This is a genomic window from Kitasatospora sp. YST-16, from assembly GCF_026802215.1.
GTDB lineage: Bacteria > Actinomycetota > Actinomycetes > Streptomycetales > Streptomycetaceae > Kitasatospora > Kitasatospora cineracea.
In genome coordinates this window covers 3,431,392-3,447,352 of record NZ_CP113837.1, presented here as the reverse complement: position 1 = coordinate 3,447,352, position 15,961 = coordinate 3,431,392, and the positions used below count along the sequence as shown (strand labels likewise).

At 74.8% G+C, this 15,961-nt stretch carries 15 protein-coding genes; 2 read left to right on the top strand and 13 right to left on the bottom strand.

Annotation, left to right across the window (positions count from 1 at the left end; translation table 11 throughout):
- Positions 1-2 precede the first annotated feature (2 nt).
- The 4 genes from OU787_RS15760 to OU787_RS15745 are packed head-to-tail and all read right to left on the bottom strand — an operon-like array spanning position 3 to position 3,358.
- Positions 3-869, bottom strand: coding sequence for a nucleic acid/nucleotide deaminase domain-containing protein (locus OU787_RS15760; RefSeq protein WP_268659712.1), 867 nt, complete (start codon positions 867-869; stop codon positions 3-5).
- A gap of 17 nt (positions 870-886) precedes the next feature.
- Positions 887-1,579, bottom strand: a complete 693-nt coding sequence (locus OU787_RS15755; protein WP_268659711.1) for an SUKH-4 family immunity protein — start codon at positions 1,577-1,579, stop codon at positions 887-889.
- A gap of 37 nt (positions 1,580-1,616) precedes the next feature.
- Positions 1,617-2,564, bottom strand: a complete 948-nt coding sequence (locus OU787_RS15750) for a nucleic acid/nucleotide deaminase domain-containing protein (protein ID WP_268659710.1) — start codon at positions 2,562-2,564, stop codon at positions 1,617-1,619.
- On the bottom strand, positions 2,561-3,358 hold the full coding sequence (locus tag OU787_RS15745; RefSeq protein ID WP_268659709.1) for a WXG100-like domain-containing protein: 798 nt from the start codon (positions 3,356-3,358) through the stop codon (positions 2,561-2,563). Before OU787_RS15745 ends, OU787_RS15750 begins: the two co-directional genes overlap by 4 nt.
- 829 nt (positions 3,359-4,187) lie before the next feature.
- Here OU787_RS15745 and OU787_RS15740 point away from each other — a divergent pair.
- Positions 4,188-5,219 (top strand): hypothetical protein, encoded by a 1,032-nt coding sequence (locus tag OU787_RS15740; protein WP_268659708.1) that lies wholly within the window; start codon positions 4,188-4,190, stop codon positions 5,217-5,219.
- A gap of 270 nt (positions 5,220-5,489) precedes the next feature.
- On the opposite strand, the gene OU787_RS15735 is transcribed toward OU787_RS15740, so the two are convergent.
- The 3 genes from OU787_RS15735 to fbaA form a co-directional block, all read right to left on the bottom strand.
- On the bottom strand, positions 5,490-6,329 hold the full coding sequence (locus tag OU787_RS15735; RefSeq protein WP_035953559.1) for a DUF3152 domain-containing protein: 840 nt from the start codon (positions 6,327-6,329) through the stop codon (positions 5,490-5,492).
- A 300-nt stretch (positions 6,330-6,629) separates the two neighbouring features.
- Complete coding sequence (locus OU787_RS15730; protein WP_030457556.1) at positions 6,630-7,055, bottom strand: DUF3151 domain-containing protein; 426 nt, start codon at positions 7,053-7,055, stop codon at positions 6,630-6,632.
- Positions 7,056-7,224: 169 nt separating this feature from the next.
- Entirely contained in the window at positions 7,225-8,247 is a 1,023-nt protein-coding gene (gene fbaA, locus OU787_RS15725) for a class II fructose-bisphosphate aldolase (RefSeq protein WP_030457555.1), read from the bottom strand.
- 268 nt (positions 8,248-8,515) lie between these two features.
- Between fbaA and OU787_RS15720 the strand changes: the two genes are divergently transcribed.
- Complete coding sequence (locus tag OU787_RS15720; RefSeq protein WP_268659707.1) at positions 8,516-9,244, top strand: DedA family protein; 729 nt, start codon at positions 8,516-8,518, stop codon at positions 9,242-9,244.
- A 98-nt stretch (positions 9,245-9,342) separates the two neighbouring features.
- Here OU787_RS15720 and pyrE read toward each other — a convergent pair whose 3' ends face one another.
- The 6 genes from pyrE to OU787_RS15690 all read right to left on the bottom strand — a co-directional run bounded on the left by pyrE (position 9,343) and on the right by OU787_RS15690 (position 15,954).
- On the bottom strand, positions 9,343-9,879 hold the full coding sequence (pyrE, locus tag OU787_RS15715) for an orotate phosphoribosyltransferase (RefSeq protein ID WP_123554101.1): 537 nt from the start codon (positions 9,877-9,879) through the stop codon (positions 9,343-9,345).
- 31 nt (positions 9,880-9,910) lie between these two features.
- On the bottom strand, positions 9,911-10,792 hold the full coding sequence (locus OU787_RS15710; RefSeq protein ID WP_268659706.1) for a CoxG family protein: 882 nt from the start codon (positions 10,790-10,792) through the stop codon (positions 9,911-9,913).
- A 217-nt stretch (positions 10,793-11,009) separates the two neighbouring features.
- On the bottom strand, positions 11,010-12,695 hold the full coding sequence (locus tag OU787_RS15705) for a spermidine synthase (RefSeq protein WP_268659705.1): 1,686 nt from the start codon (positions 12,693-12,695) through the stop codon (positions 11,010-11,012).
- A 79-nt stretch (positions 12,696-12,774) separates the two neighbouring features.
- Positions 12,775-13,362 carry a DUF2617 family protein gene (locus OU787_RS15700; protein WP_051816437.1) on the bottom strand — a complete coding sequence of 196 codons (588 nt, stop codon included), beginning with the start codon at positions 13,360-13,362 and terminating at the stop codon, positions 12,775-12,777.
- Between the two features lie 377 nt (positions 13,363-13,739).
- Positions 13,740-14,990 carry an MFS transporter gene (locus OU787_RS15695; RefSeq protein ID WP_268659704.1) on the bottom strand — a complete coding sequence of 417 codons (1,251 nt, stop codon included), beginning with the start codon at positions 14,988-14,990 and terminating at the stop codon, positions 13,740-13,742.
- Positions 14,980-15,954, bottom strand: coding sequence for a glycosyltransferase family 2 protein (locus OU787_RS15690; protein WP_030457548.1), 975 nt, complete (start codon positions 15,952-15,954; stop codon positions 14,980-14,982). Before OU787_RS15690 ends, OU787_RS15695 begins: the two co-directional genes overlap by 11 nt.
- Positions 15,955-15,961: the final 7 nt, after the last annotated feature.

Genomic DNA, 15,961 nt, shown 5'->3' with positions numbered 1-15,961 from the left:
CGCTACTTCCCCTCGGTGAGCGCGGCAGCCAACTCGCGGACGCCCGACTCGCGTTCGGCCGCCGTGTCACCGTAGTCGTAACTGTGGCTGAACTCGGCGGCCGGGAAGGTCCGGGCCATCCACACGCTGCAGTAGTGGCCCGGCATGAAGCAGGCCTGCAGCTCGGTGTAGACCTCCAGCACGTCCTCCGGGGCGAGGCCGGCGGTCGAGAGCCGGTGCCACAGCGCCTCCTCGGCGTGCAGGGCGAGCGAGCCGTCGGCGGTGACGATCTGCGGCTCGCCGCCCTGCCCGCGGATCTTGAACGCCGCGTAGCCCGGCACGCCGCGGGTGTGCCGGATGTCCTCCAGCACCCGCGGCCACCACTGCTCGTCGCTCTCGAACGCGCGCAGGTCGGTGCCGCGCATCCGGCTCTCCGCCGCCGAGAACAGCCGGAAGACCTCGTCCGGGTTCCCGGCCGCGCCCAAGGCCCGCAGGTTGTCGTCCAGTTCGCACAGGTTGTCGAGGAACGCCGCCAGGCCGCCGTTCACCGGCACCGACGGCCCCTGGAAGGTCACGTACACCGCCCAGACCCGGCCCTGCCCGTCCAGGCACAGCTCCGCGCCCCGGTCGTTGCCGAGCCGCGCCCACCCCGCCTCCGGCCGGTCGTCCACCGCGAGGCCCACACCGCGGGCCCAGTCGGCGAGCCGCAGCGGCTCGTCCTCACGGGCGGCACTGAAGTACGGCCCCACCTGCAGCGGCACCCCGGCGGAGGCCAGCAGCGCGACCGCCTCCGCCGGCGCGGCAGTGCCGGCGAACTCGGTGGGTGCGGGGCGACGCAGGCCGGACGGCCCGAAGCGGTCGAGCAGGCGCTGGGTGAGGTCGGTGGTCATGGCTCCGTCGTTTCGGTTCAGTAGCCGTAGCGGAATTCGTGCAGGATGTTCTGCCAGACCGGCTGGTCGAGCAGGCCGGGTTCGACCGCGCGCAGTTTGGCGGACAGCTCGTCGAAGACCTCGTCGTCGCTCGGCAGTTCGAGGTCGGGGTCCTCCTCGTACCCGTCCTCGTCGAGGGCGGCGGGGTACAGCTCGGCGAATTCCGGCAGGTGGGCCCGGCACCAGTCGATGTCCTCCGGGTCCAGCCGGGCGACGGCCGTCCACATCTCCCGCCCGCCGAAAGCGAGTTGGCAGCGGGCCAGGGAGTGCAGGCTGCGGTGGGCGGGGCGGCCGTCGACGGTCGGCGGCTGGTGCGCGCCGAGGGCGTACACCTCGCCGGTGGCGCCGTCGAGGGCGAAGGTGCCCGCGATGGAGGAGCCGATCACCACCATGGCGGCGCCGTCGTCCGGCAGGCCGGGCCAGTGCTGGGCGGGGCTCTCCGGCGCGCACGCCTCGGGCAGGCCGACGAGCAGCGGCTCCACGGGGTAGACGATCGCGCTGGGCGCGTCCGGCAGGCCGATCCCGCTGAGGAAGGCGCGGGCGGCCGGGTCGGTGATGACGGCGGGCAGCTCGGCCTCGGGGACGCGGCGGAGCCCGTCGGCGCCGTAGACCTGCTCCAGTTCGGCGCGGGTGACGGGTCGAATCGGAGGCAGGGGCACGGCGGAGGTCATGTGGCCACCCTAACTCGGGTGCCCCGGGGCCAGGGCGTCATGGGTGGAGCTGGCGCCGGCGCTGCTTGAGGCGGGCCAGGTAGTTCGTGTGGTCGGTGTGGTCGTCGCTGTAGTCGAAGCTGTGACTGACGTCCGTGAGGCCCGGGAACGTCGTGTGGATCCAGGCGCCGCAGTTGGAGCCCTTCGCGTTGCAGGGGGCTCTCTCGGTGTACAGGGAGCGGATGTTGGGGCCTTGGAGCTGGTCCAGGATCGGAGCGGCGATGCGTTGCTCGGAGTGCGCCTTCATGAAGTCGCTGCGGGCGACCAGGATGAAGTTCCGTTCGCCGTCCTGGTAGTGGAGCGAGGCGTAGTTGCTCCGTGCCTTGTCCACGGGGGCCCGCTTGGAGACGGGGGTGCCGTAGTCGCCCTGGGCCTGCCGGGCCCGTTCGGTGGCCCGGGCCAGTTCGGAGCCGCCGGTGCGGACCTTGCGGGAGTTCACCGCGGGCGAGCCGACCGGCGGGACGCTCTTCGGGTCCACCTTGAACCGCGGGTGGTTGCCGTTCGGGATGAAGTCCTTGATCCCGCTGTCGTCCTGGGTGTCCTTGTCGACCCGGGTCTTGGAGCCGTCGGCGTGCAGGCGGTGCAGGTCGCCCTTGTGGTCGAGGAGGTACACCGGGGTGGTGTCGTGGCCACTGATGATCTTCTTGTAGTCGTCGGCGAGCTTCTTCTCCAGGGCCTGGTGGTTCTCGTTCATCTTCTTGAGGCCCTTGGAGACGTCCTTGGCGTGGTCGGCCAGGCTGTCGAGCGCGGTCTCGATCGCGCCGAGGGCCCGGTCCGCCATGTCGGAGACGATCTGGCCCAGCTTGTCGCCGCCGCGCCCGCTGACCGCCCGGGTCCTGGCCCGGGTGGTGCGGGCGTGGTGGTCCTTCATGGTGGTGAAGTGCGCGTCGAACTGGCGGGACAGGGTCTCGGCGGCGTCGAAGTCGTGCTTGACGGTGTCGCTCATCGCCCGCTCCGGTGGGTGCTCGGGGTGTGGGAGGGGGCTCGGTCCGGTCGGCCGGCGTTCTGGGCGGCACCCATGAGGGTGTTCTCGCCGAACTGCTTCGCCGCGCCGAGCGGGTCGTCCGCGTAGCCCTTGACCTGGTCGACGGACTGTTGGACGCCGTCCTTGAAGCCGGACTTGCCGGCGTTGGCGGCCTCGCCCCAGTTGATGCCCTGCTGGGCGCCGAGGGCGTTGCGGGCGAGTTGGACGACGAGGTCCTGGGCGATGCTGCCGAGGGCGGCGAAGACCGGGCCTTCGACGAGGGAGAGCAGTTCGGAGAGCAACTGCTGCTCGGCCTCCTTGAGCAGGCGCCGGACGATGACGCGGGTGGCCTGGGTGGCGCCGAGCGCACCGGCCTCGGACAGGCCGAAGGTGAACGGGGCGGCGGCCTGGGCGGCGATCACCTCGGCGGCCAGGATGCCGAGTTGGACCACGGCGGCGATCTTCGCGCCGGTGATCACCAGGGCCGCGCCGTCCAGGCCGGTGGCGAACAGTTCGATCGCCTGGCCGACCTGGGGCATGTGGGTGCCGATGACCTTGTCCCAGTGGGCCTGGAACGCCTCGGCGCCAGCGCCCTCGGTGATGCCGAGGAACTCCTGGGCCGCGCCTTCGATCTGTCGGCCGTCGGAGGCCAGGGAGGCGGCGAGGTCGCGGAGTTCGTCCGCCATCTCGCGGTACTCGTCCTCGTCGACGTTGGGCCAGTTGATGCCGATCAGGTCGAGCACCCAGGCAAGTTCGTCGGGCAGTACCACGCCCATGTCGAATATCCTTCCCCCGAATTCTGCTCGTACGACTATCAGTTGGTATGTGAGAGTCGGTCAACTCCTGGCCGGTGACCGTTACCGGCTGGGTACGCTCTCGGCGGACAGTCGTTCGGAAACGGGGGCAGGGCATGAGTACGGACGGTCGAGCACCGGCGCTGAACGCCGGACGCCGGATGGCCGGAACGGCGCTGCTCGGCTGGCTGGACGACCCGCGCGCGCCGCGCCTATGCCGGATCACCGGCGGCCCGGGGTCCGGCAAGAGCCACCTGCTGGCCTGGCTGCTGGCGCTCGGCACCGCCCCGGACACCCCGCCCGGGCGGCGGGTGCACGCCGCCCTGCCGGCCGAGGGCCTCGACGTGCGCGGCGCGCTCTGGCTGCTCGGCAGCCAGCTCGGCTACGTCGCCCGCACCCCCGAGGAGCTGTGCGCCGCCCTCGACGAGGACGGCCGACGGACCGTCATCTGCGTGCCCGAGCTGGACCTGGCCCCGGACCCGGCCCGGCTGGCCGCCGAACTCCTCGACCCGCTGCTCGGACTGCCGCACTTCCGGCTGGTGGTGGACGGCGGCGCGGAGGTGTCGTTCGCCGGCGTCGCCGAGCCGGCCGTCCTCGACCTGGACGACCCGCGCTGGACCGACCGCGAACGCTTCGACGCCTGGTGCGCCCGCGCGGGCCACGATCCGGCCGGCTACCCCAGCCCCGGTCGGGCCGTCGGCCTCCCGGCGGGGCGGCCGACGGACCCCGCCGGCCTGCTCGCCCGGGTGCCGCGCACCGGCGACGGCACGCTCGACCTGCCCGCCGCCGACGAGGACGTGCTCACCGGCCTGTGGATCGCCGCCGCCCGGGCGGCGACCTCGGCCCGCTCGCCGCCGACCCGCTGCTGCACGTACGCGCCCGGCCCGCCGCTGTCACCGCCGCGCTCACCGGCCGCACCGACCCGGTCGCCACCGCGTGGGACGCCGCCGGACCGGCCCTGATCGACCTCCCCGACGTCGCGGGCCGGGCCCACACCCTGCGGGCCCGGCTGCTCACCACCGCCCCCGACGCCGCCGCCCGGCTCGCCACCGTGCCCGCCCCCTGGTCGGCCCGCTGGGCCCGCTGGGAGCCGGGCGCGGCCATCGGCACCACCCGGGGCGACGAGTGGCTGGTCGCCGACCGCAACGGCACCGTCCGCCGGTACTCCGCCGCCACCGGTGCCGTGGTCGGCCTGGTCCCGGTGGCCGAACCCCGGCCGCTCCAGGCGCTCACCGTCACGGCGGGCGGCACTCTGGTCCTGCTCGACACCTGGGGCGGCACCGAACTCCTCGCCCCCGTCCACCCGGCGCCCGGCCTCGAACCGTACGCCCTGGACGAGGCGCTCGCCCGGCTGGGCGCGGCCGCCGCCGTGCCCACCGCGGTGGCCGCCACCGCCCTCGCCGAGGACGCGCCGGCCCTCGGCGACGCGGTCGGCGCGGTCCACTGGTACGGGGCGGGCGAGGTCCACAGCGCCTCGCTGCACACCGGCCCGGTCACCGCCCTCGCGGCCCTCGCCCTCGGCCCGGAGGGGGTGCCGCTGCTGGCCGGCGGCGGCTACGACGGCACCGTCCGGCTCTGGGGGCCCGGCGAGGAGCCGATGGCCGCCCCCGTCGACCGCCGCCCCGCCCCCGTGACCGCCGTCGCCCTCGCCACCGGCCCCGACGGCCTGCTGCTGGCCGCTGCCTGGGCCGACGGCCTGGTCCGGATCCGCCGCCCCGAGCATCCGGGTGGCCCGCTCGACCTCCGCCTGGGGTCACCCGCCCGCGCCCTCGACTTCCACGGCGGGGCCCTGCTGGCCGCCCTCGACGACGGTCTGCTCGCGGTCGATCTGCACCAGCTCTGAGAACCGTCGGCCTCTCGGCCTCTCGGCCTCTCGGTCCGGGGCCGTGCCGGGCGGGGCGCGGGACAGGACCACCGGCTGTGACGAACTCCCTTGGCGCGCATGATGCTTCGGCAGTTCGCGCGGCGTTGGCCGGGCAGACCGGGGCGCTCCGGAGGGTGGTGCTGGGCCTGGGGGGAGCGGGAGCTGGGGCTGCCGACCAGGCTCGGGGCCTGGCGGGTGCGGGAGCGGGCGGACGGTTCTCGGCGGGCGGACAAGCCGGAGGACGGCCGGTCAGGGGACGGACGGGCCGCTCAGGTAGCTGCCGTCGGCGTCGTAGGGCCAGGCGTTGGCGGTGCAGCCCTTGAGGCCGTAAATCTGCTGCATCATCGCGGGGGCGGGCTTGCCCTTGCCGGGGCAGGTCTCGTGGCCGTGGCCGATCCGGTGGCCGACCTCGTGGTTGATGATCAGGGCCCGGTAGTCGGCCAGCGGGCCGTCGAACTCGGGTGAACCGGTCAGCCAGCGCTTGGAGTTGACCACCACCTGCTTGCCGACGTCGCAGTTCACCTCGCCGCGGGTGTCGAGGCCGCCGGTCGCGCAGATGGCGTCCGCGGTGTCGGGGGAGGCGATCTTGACGGTGAAGTCGTAGCTGCCGGAGGAGACCAGCTGGAAGCTGTCGCGCTTGTCGGTGGTCCAGCTGCGCGGGTCGGCGAGCACGGCCTGGACGGCGGCCGCGGCGCCGTTCGGGTCGATGCCGATGCCGTCCTCCACCTCCACCCGGTAGCGGCGCAGGGTCGCGCCGCTACCGACCCGGCCGCCGGAGGCGGTGGCGATGGTGAAGTCGCCGCTGCCGTGCCCGACGATCTGCGGCGGCGCGCTGGAGGCGGGTGGCGACGCGCTCGGCGGAGGCGTCGGGGATGGTGTCGGGGACGGCGTGGGGGAGGGGGAGTCGGTCAGCGGCGGGGTGACGGGACGGGCCTGCAGGGACGCGTCGTCGGCCCGCCCGGCGACGGCGGGCCGCAGGGCGACGTATCCGGCGGTGCCCAGCACCCCGAAGGCCAGGACGCAGCCCACGGCGAGGACCGCCCGGCGGCGGGCACGCCGACGGCGGATGCTCCTGCGGGCTGCGCGCATCTGGTTCCCCCCGGGGCGGTGACAGTGTGGACGGCCCACCCGGGAGCGGGCCGCATCGAGAACATACGCGGTATGGCCCCGTTTGGTTCCGGGCCGGCCCCCGGTCCGGTCGTCCGGGCAGCCGGGGCCTGCCCGAACGTCCGCCGAGGCCTGCCCGATCGTTCCTTGGCCCGCCCACGGAACGGCCCGCCCACGGAACGGCCCGCCCACGGAACGGCCCGCCCACGGAACGGCCCGCTCATGGGAACGGGCCGCCCCCCTGGTGGGGGGCGGCCCGTCCGGTCGGCACGGGGCCGTCGCTCAGTGCTCCTGCTTGAGCACGGTGTACGCCTCGGCGCTGCTGTCCTTCAGGAACTGCCAGCAGCGGGCCTCCTCCTCGGTCTCCTTGATCGCCCCGGCGGCCCGGGCGAGCGCCGCCAGGCAGCGCAGGAAGCCGCGGTTGCCGCGGTGCTCCCACGGGACGGGGCCGTGTCCGCGCCAGCCGCTGCGGCGCAGCGCGTCCAGGCCGCGGTGGTAGCCGGTGCGGGCGTAGGCGTAGGACTCCACCGTCCGGCCGGCGGCGAAGGCGTCGTCCGCGAGCATCGCCCAGGCCAGGCAGAACGCCGGGTACTCGGCGGCGACCTGGGTCGGCGAGGCGGACTCCTCGGCGAGCATCCGGTAGGGCTGCTCCTCCTCGGGCAGGAGGGTCGGCTCGGGGCCGTCGAGCAGGTTCTTGTGCATCTCCATGGTGTGCCAGTCTGCCACCCGCCCCGGCCGGTCCGACCGGGTCCGACCGGAACTTCCGCTCCGGAGGCGGACGGCGGTGGGCGGTCCGGGCCCGGGAACGGCGGAGCCCCCGCGTCCCGGGGCTGGGACGCGGGGGCTCCGGCGGCGGGCGCGTGGGCGCGCGGGCGCCTTACTTCATGCGCTTGCCGGCCGAGCGCAGCTGCTGCGCGGCCTCGGTGACGCGGTGGGCCATGCCGGCCTCGGCCAGCTTGCCCCAGGTGCGCGGGTCGTAGGTGCTCTTCTTGCCGACCTCGCCGTCGACCTTCAGCACGCCGTCGTAGTTGCGGAACACGTGGTCCACGACGGGGCGGGTGAAGGCGTACTGGGTGTCGGTGTCGAGGTTCATCTTGACGACGCCGTTCTCCAGCGCGGTCAGGATCTCCTGCTCGGTGGAGCCGGAGCCGCCGTGGAAGACGAAGTCGAACGGGTCCTGCTTGCCGTACTGCTTGCCGATCTCGGCCTGCAGGTCGGCGAGCAGCTCCGGGCGGAGCACGACGTTGCCCGGCTTGTAGACGCCGTGCACGTTGCCGAACGAGGCGGCCAGCAGGTAGCGGCCCTTCTCGCCCAGGCCGAGGGCCTCGGCGGTGCGCACCGCGTCGGCGACGGTGGTGTACAGCTCGTCGTTGATCTCGTGGGTGACGCCGTCCTCCTCGCCGCCGGTCGGGGTGATCTCGACCTCGAGGATGATCCGGGCGGCGGCGGCCTGGGCCAGCAGCTCCTGGCCGATGGCCAGGTTGTCGGCCAGGGTCTCGGCCGAGCCGTCCCACATGTGCGACTGGAACAGCGGGTTCTCGCCGCGGGCCACGCGCTCGGCGGAGATCGCCAGCAGCGGGCGGACGTAGCCGTCCAGCTTGTCCTTCGGGCAGTGGTCGGTGTGCAGGGCCACGGTGATGTCGTACTTGGCCGCGACGATGTGCGCGAACTCGGCCAGCGCGACGGCGCCGGTCACCATGTCCTTGTTGTACTGGCCACCCAGGAACTCCGCACCACCGGTGGAGATCTGGATGATGCCGTCGCTCTCGGCCTCGGCGAAGCCGCGCAGGGCGGCGTGCAGGGTCTGCGTCGAGGTGACGTTGATGGCCGGGTAGGCGAACTTGCCCGCCTTGGCCCGGTCGAGCATCTCGTTGTAGGCCTCGGGAGTTGCGATGGGCATGCGAATCCGCTCCTGTCGGTGTGGGGCGATCGGACGACGCTGTCCGAAGGCTCGATACGCCTGTGGTTCACGACATCGATGCGGTACGAGCGATAGAGGGTGGCAGCTCGACCGCGGGCCGGACACCTCGGCCATCCTCCCAGACTCCCCCTCCGGACACACCCAGCGGCCCGCCACTTGGGACGGCCGACCGGTGGAACCCCCGCGCGCCGCCGCCCGCGGGCCGCCGGTTAAGGCTTCGCAAAGCAGTACGGGCTATCCTGCGCGCGTGGAACACATCCAGCTCGCCGTCAATGTCCTTGACGCCAAACAGCTCGTCGCCTCCGTCGGCGCCATCGGGATCCTGGCGATCATCTTCGCCGAGACCGGCCTGCTGGTCGGGTTCTTCTTCCCCGGTGACTCGCTGCTGATCCTGGCCGGTGTCGCCGCCTCCGGTGCCGCCGAGAAGGTGCTCGGCCCCGGGGCCCAGATGAACATCGCCGTCCTGCTGATCGGCGCACCGCTGTGCGCGATCGTCGGGGCGCAACTCGGGCACCTGCTCGGCCGCAAGGTCGGCCCGAAGATGTTCGACAAGCCGAACTCGAAGATCTTCCGGCCCGAGTACGTGGGCAAGGCGGAGGAGTACTTCGAGAAGTTCGGCCCGGCCAAGGCCGTGGTGATGGCCCGCTTCATCCCGATCGTGCGGACCTTCCTGAACCCGGTCGCCGGCACCCTGCAGATGCCCGCCAAGACCTTCTTCGTCTGGAACGTCGTGGGCGCGCTGCTGTGGACCGAGACCATGCTGCTGATCGGCTACTTCACCGGCGACCAGCTCGCCCCGGTGATCGACAAGTACCTGCTGCCCGCGATGGCGCTGATCATCCTGATCTCGGTCTCGCCGATCTTCGTCGAGGTGATCCGCGACCGGAAGAAGAAGAAGGCCGCCGCGGCCGAGGGCGGCACCGCCGCCGCGCAGCAGGGCGAGCCGGTCTCCAGCGGCCGCCACCGCAAGCACTGAGCCGCGGCCCCGGCCCGGCAACGGCGAGGGCCCCGACCACCACCCGGTGGTCGGGGCCCTCGCCGTTGTTCCACGTGGAACGCGGGCCGGCCGGAGGCTCAGAGCCCCAGGTCGTCCAGGGTGTACGCGGTGACGTACGGCAGGCCCGCCCCGGCGATCGCCGGGGCCGCGCCGCGCTCCACGATCACCGCGACGCCGACCACCTCGGCGCCCGCCTCGCGCAGCGCCTCCACGGCGGTCAGCACCGAGCCGCCGGTGGTCGAGGTGTCCTCCACCGCCAGCACCCGGCGGCCCTTCACGTCCGGGCCCTCGATCCGGCGCTGCAGGCCGTGCGCCTTGCCCGCCTTGCGGACCACGAAGGCGTCCAGCTTGCGGCCGCGGGCCGCCGCCGCGTGCAGCATCGCCGCGGCCACCGGGTCGGCGCCCAGGGTCAGGCCGCCCACCGCGTCGAACTCCAGGTCCGCGGCCGCGTCCAGCATCACCTTGCCGACCAGCGGCGCCGCCTCGGCGTCCAGCGTGATCCGGCGCAGGTCGACGTAGTAGTCGGCCTCCAGGCCGGAGGAGAGGGTGACCTTGCCGTGCACGACGGCCTTGTCCTTGATCTGCGCCAGCAGGGCGTCCCGGTCGTTGCTCATGGACAGCCAGTTTAGGGGGCCGCCGACGGGCTCAGCGCCGCCGCAGGGCCCGGACCAGCACCACCGCGCCGCCGATCAGCGCCACCCCGCCGCCGATCATCCACGGCAGCGCGCTGCGCTCGCCGTGCGCGCCGGGCAGCAGCGTCGGCTCCGAGCCGCCCCAGCGGGAGGCCGCCCGGGCCCGGGCGCTGTGGGCCGGCGGGGCGGGCGCGTACCGGCCGTGCGGCGGGGCGTGGTCGACCTCCTCCGCGGAGCGGCCGACGATGCTGCGCCGCACCGGGGCGCCCTCCTGGTCGTAGCCGGGCTCCGGGCGCGGGGCGGCGGGCACCGGGGCGGGCAGGTCGTCCGCGTCGTCGAAGGAGATCAGGTCGGAGAGGTCGTCGTCGAGGTCCTGGCCGCGCTCGCGCTCGTCCAGGAAGACCACCGTCGCGCCGTCGGTCGGGTCGTCGTCCGCCTCCTCGCCGTCCCGGTCGGCGGGCTCGGACACCTCGGCGACCAGCGCCGCCACCGCCCGGTCGATCAGCCGGCGGCCGGTCGCCTCCAGCGCCTCGGCCTCGAAGCCGGCCAGCCGGCCCGCGGCGGTCAGCTCGGTGGCGAACCGGATCGCGGTCTCGCCGGTGCGCTCGGCCAGGGTGATCCGCAGGCCGGCGGCCACCGGGGCCGCGCCGCGGATCTCCTCGCCGCTCAGCCGCACGGCGAGCGCGCCGTCCTGCCAGTCGCCCACGGTCAGCCGGCCGGCGAAGGTGATGGTGGACCCGGCGACCCGGATCCTGAGCCGGCTGTCGGCCCCCCCGGGGGCGGACGCCGACGCGACCGCGCTCAGCCCCGGCACGCAGCGGGCCAGCAGCTCACGGTCCAGCAGCGCCTCCCGGACCACCTCGGCGGGCACCGGGACGACAACCTCATGCTCCATACCGGCGAGCCTACCGACCGCCCGCCGCCGTGCCGAGCCCTCCACGCGAAGCCGGGCCGACCAACCCGCCAATGGGCGCAGCGCGCACCGGGCCCGGCCGCCCCGGCGGCCCCGCGCACGGCCAGAACTACCCGGTGGCGGAGGCCGGTTCACGGCCCGAACTGCCTGGTGGCGGAGGCCGGTTCACGGCCCGAACTGCCCGGTGGGGGAGGCCGGTTCACGGCCCCAGCAGGGTGTGCGGCGGCGGCAGCGGGGAGGGCCGGCCGGCGGCCAGCCGGGCCTCGGCGGCCCGCAGCGCGGGCACCGTCAGCGAGCGCGGGGCCGGGACGTCCGGGGACAGGCCCAGCGCGGGGGCGGTGCGGGCGGCCAGCAGGAAGGCCGAGGCCGGGCCCGGCTCCCCGCAGTCCTCGCCGGACGGCCCGCCCGCCCGGTACGCGACGGCCGACAGGCCCGCGGCGGCCAGCCCGGACTCGTCCGCCCACAGCCCGCCGCCCGGGGCGTCCGGCGCCCCGCCGCGGACCGCCAGCCGGCCCTCGGGGGCCAGCCGTCCGGCGGCCAGGCCGAAGAACTCCAGCGAGCGGTACTTGCCGCCCGAGACGGTGCCGTCCAGGTCCGAGACGATCACGTCGAACCGCTCGGCGGACCCGCGCAGCCAGCCCATCGGCTCGGCCTGGACCAGCCGCACCCGCGGGTCGTCGAAGGCGTTCCCGGTGAGCGCGGCGAACGCGGCGTCCCGGCGGGCCAGCCCGGACAGCTCCGGGTCCCGCTCCACCACCAGCACGCTGCGCACCGCCGGGTGCAGCAGCACCTCGCGCAGCGCCAGGCCGTCGCCGCCCAGCACCAGCACCCGGCCGCTCGGCCCGGCGGCCAGCGCGGGGCGCACCAGCGCCTCGTGGTCGCGGTACTCGTCGGGGCCGCAGACCGCCAGCCGGCCGTCCAGGAACAGCTCCAGCGGCGGCGCGCCGCGCTGCGCGGGCACCCGGGGGGCCTCGTCCGCGCCGCCGGCCAGCACGATCTCCTGGTAGCGGCTCTGGGTGGCGAACCGGATCGGGCCGCCGTACAGCGCGTGCCGGGCGGCCCGTTCGATCGCGCCGGTGCAGGCGGCGGCCAGCGCGAGCAGGGCCAGCACCAGGCCGCAGCCGGTCCACAGCAGCAGCCGGGTGCGCGGGGCGGGCTCGGTGCGGAACAGCCAGAGCACCACGGCGGCGCCCGCCACCGCGTTCACCGCGCCGGTCAGCAGCGCCCCGGCGGTCTGGCCGAGGGCGGGCAGCAGTACGAACGGGAAGGCCAGGCCGCCGATCAGCGCGCCCACGTAGTCGGCGGCGAACAGGTCGGCGACGGCGCGGCCGGCGTGCTCCTGCCGGATCCGCTGGATCAGCGTCATCAGCAGCGGGATCTCGGCGCCGATCAGCAGGCCGATCAGCACGGTGGCGGCGATCAGCGCCACCAGGGTGGCGCGCGGCTGGTGCAGCCAGGCCCAGCCGCAGTACAGGGCGAGCGCGGACAGGCCGCCGACCAGCGACAGCGCGTACTCGACCAGCGCGAAGGAGGTGGCCGGGCGGCGGGTGAGGCCCTTGGCGAGCAGCGAGCCGACGCCCATGGCGAACACCATCACCGAGAGCACCACGGAGGTCTGGGTGACCGAGTCGCCCAGCAGGTAGCCGCCGAGGGCGACCAGTTCGAGTTCGTACACCAGGCCGCAGGCCGCGCAGACGAACGCGGCCAGCAGGACCAGGATCCGGGCCGGACGGGGAGCCACCGCCGTCGGTACGGCGCCGCCGGCCCGGACCGCGCCGCCGGGGCCCGCGGCGCGCGGGGCGGTGGGCCGGGGGTCGGCCGCGGGCGGGGGCGGGGCGGCGTCCGGACCCGGCTGCGCGGGCCGTCCGACCGGGTGGTTGATCATGAATGAACGCTAGGCGAGAGCCCGGGTGAATGGCTGCACCCATCCGGGGGACAGGGCGGGGTGCCGGGTTGACGCCCGCTCACCAGCCGACCTGCGCCGGTTCCCCGGGCCCGGCCGGGCCGTCGGCCGGTGCGCTGCCCGGCAGCGAGAGCGAGGAACGGGTGCACACCAGCCGGCCCTCCTGCGGGTAGGCGTGCCACGTCCGCCAGTGCACCCGGCGGTCCTCGCAGTGCGCGACCAGCGCGGTGAAGGCGCTCGGATCGCCCGGGAAGACCCCCGCCAGCGCCCGCGGGTGCCCCTCGACCAGGGCCAGCAGCTCCTGGGCCCGGGCCTCGAACACGTACGGCGGCAGCTCCTCGATCCGGGCGGCGAACTCGTACTCCCAGCCGGCCACCTGCTCCGCCACCCGGGCGGGCAGCGGGGTGCGGCGGCCCGGCAGGCAGGCCACCGTCTCCAGGCAGTCGCCCGGGCCGGCCGCCAGCACCACCTGGTGCGAGGCGCCCAGCAGCCGCAGCTGGAGGGTGCCCCGGAGGCCGTCCGGGGCGCCGGGGGCGCCGTCGAGTCTGAGGTCGCGGACGGCCAGCGCGGGCAGCGGTTCGCCGCCCAGCTGCCAGGCCAGGTCGCCGGCGCGGGTGTCCGTGTAGGAGGTCTGCAGGGTGGTGAGCATGCTCGGCTCCGCGTTTCAGCTCCGTGCGCGCCCCCTGGGACCGGAGTCCGCCCCTCATCCGTGAGGCTGTTCGAGACTGTCCGATCCGGGGCGCGGCCGACCGTGGAAGGAAGGATTCCGGCTGGAGATTCAGCAGCAGAGAAGCACGAATTCTCCGGGTCCGTCAGGGATTTACCCATTTTTGGCACTCATTCACCGTTCTGGGGCCTGTGCCCGACTGGGTGTGATCGGTCCCGGGTTGCACTCTGTTCACCGCACTCCCCTGCGCGGGTGTCACGCGCCGTGCGCGCCGGTGGTGCACCCCGCACACCCCCGCGCCCACCCGTCCCCGCCCGCCCCCGGCCGTCGCCGGGCGCTCCCGGATTCCCCCGCCGCGGTCACGGCTCCCGGGAGAGGGCCCACCAGAGGGCGCCGTAGCCGGTCACGACGCCCGCGACGCACAGCGTGGCCGGGGACGGGGCGACGACCGCCGAGAGGGCCCCGGCCAGGAGCTGGCTCGCGCCCAGGGACAGGGTGGAGAACATCAGGTCGACGCTGAGGACGCGCCCGCGGAGGCCGTCCGGGGTGGCCGACTGCAGGGCGTAGGAGGACAGCGTGGAGTTCATGCTGCCGCCGACGTGGGCCGCCACGACCAGCAGCACGGCCGCCGGGAACCAGGTGACCGCGGAGAAGCCCGCGTAGGCGGCGCCGAACAGCAGGGTCGAGGCCGGGGTAAGGAGCCGGATCCGCTCCTCCCGTCCGGACAGCAGCCGCCGCCCCAGCACCGGGCCGATCAGCGCGCCCACCCCGCGGGCGGCGTACAGCAGGCCGACGCCGAACGCGCCGACGTGGAACACGGTCGCCGCCAGGGCGGGGAAGAGGGCCAGCACCCCGTTGCCCAGGGCGGTGCCCGGCTTGGCGAGCAGCAGGGCGACGATCCGGCGGTCCCGGCGGGCGAACGACGCCGTCTCGCGGAGGTCGTCCCGGACCAGCCCCCGCACCCGCCGGCGCGGCCGGTCGCCCCGGCCGTCGTCGAAGGGCCGGCGGACCCGGCCGACCAGGGCCGCGGAGACGGCGAAGGAGAGCACGTCCAGGGCGAAGCACCAACCGATGCCGAGGACGGAGGTGAGCAGCGCGCCCAGCGAGGCGCCCGCGGCGAGCATGACGCCCCAGGCGCCGCCGCCGAGGGCGTTGGCCGTCAACAGGTCGGACCTCGGCACCAGGTGGGGGAGCGCGGCGCTCGCGGCGGGGCCGTGGAACGCCTTCACGCCCGCGACGCCGCCCAGCGCGACCAGGGCGATCCACACGGTCGACCCGCTCCGGACCAGGAACAGGGTGGCGACGAAACCGGCCGAGAGCAGGTCGCAGAGCACCATCAGCCGGCGGCGGTCGACCCGGTCGACGACCACCCCGGCGTACGGGGACAGCGCGGCGATGACCAGGGTGTCGGCGGCGAGGACGAGCGCCCCCCACAGCGGACCGCCGGTCAGCTCCTGGAGCAGGGCCAGCAGCGGGACCACCGCGAACCAGTCGCCCCCGAGGCTGACCAGCTGGGAGAGGTAGACGCGGCGGAAGTCGGCCTCCTGGCGCAGCAGCCGGACGGCCCGCCGGGGAGCCGTCCGGGGCGCGGCCGCCGTGCTACTGCCCATCGGCGCTGAGGACGGCGCGCAGTTCGTCGGTCCGCCCGGCGAGCAGGAGGCCGAGCCGGTGCCGGTCCGGTCCGGGGAGCTGCTCCAGCACCCGGGGGTCCACCCGGGAGAGGAAGCCGCGGCCGAGTTCCAGGGCGGTGGCCATCGCCCGGTCGGTGTTCTCCAGCAGCGCGCGCATCGCGACCCGCAGGTCGCCCAGGCACATGTCCCGTTCGTAGGCCGGCAGCAGTTCGGGGGCGCGGGTGCGGACGAGGTCGCCGGTGACCGCCGTCATCCGCATCCGGGCCGCGATGTTGTCGGGCTCGTGGAGGCGCTGGGTGATGGAGCGCTCGCCCTCCTCGCGGATGCGCCAGTGGTAGACGACCTCCGCGAGCACGTCCACGGCCCCGGCCTCGATGTGGGCCCGGACGGTGACGGGCGCGTCCTCGTACTGGGGGAGGGCGAAGGCGAGGCGGTGGCGGTCCCAGAAGGAGCGGCGGAACACCTTGTTCCAGATCATCCGGTCGAGGATCAGGGCGTGGTCGCGGGTGATGTGGGTGCGGCGGCGCGGAGCGGCGAAGACGTCGGCGTACCGGGGGTGGCGGTGGGTGCCGGTGGAGTCGAGGCGGCGGACGTCCCCGGAGGCGAAGTCGGAGCCGGTGTCCTCCAGGGACTCCACCAGGAGCCGGTAGGCGGCCGGCGGGACGACGTCGTCGGAGTCGGCGAACGCCAGGTAGTCGCCGGTGGCCCGGCGGGCGCCGGTGTTGCGGGCGGCGCTGAGGCCCCGGTGGGGGCCGGTGAGGAGGTGGAACCGCCCGTCCCGGGCGACCCGTTCGGCGGCGATCCGGGGGCTGGCGTCGGTGGAGCCGTCGTCGACCAGGACGACCTCGGTGTCCCGGAGCTCCTGCGCGGCCAGCGACTCCAGGAGGGCCGGGAAGTAGGGGGCGACGTTGTGGAAGGGCACGACGATGCTGAGAGTCGGCACGGGGTTA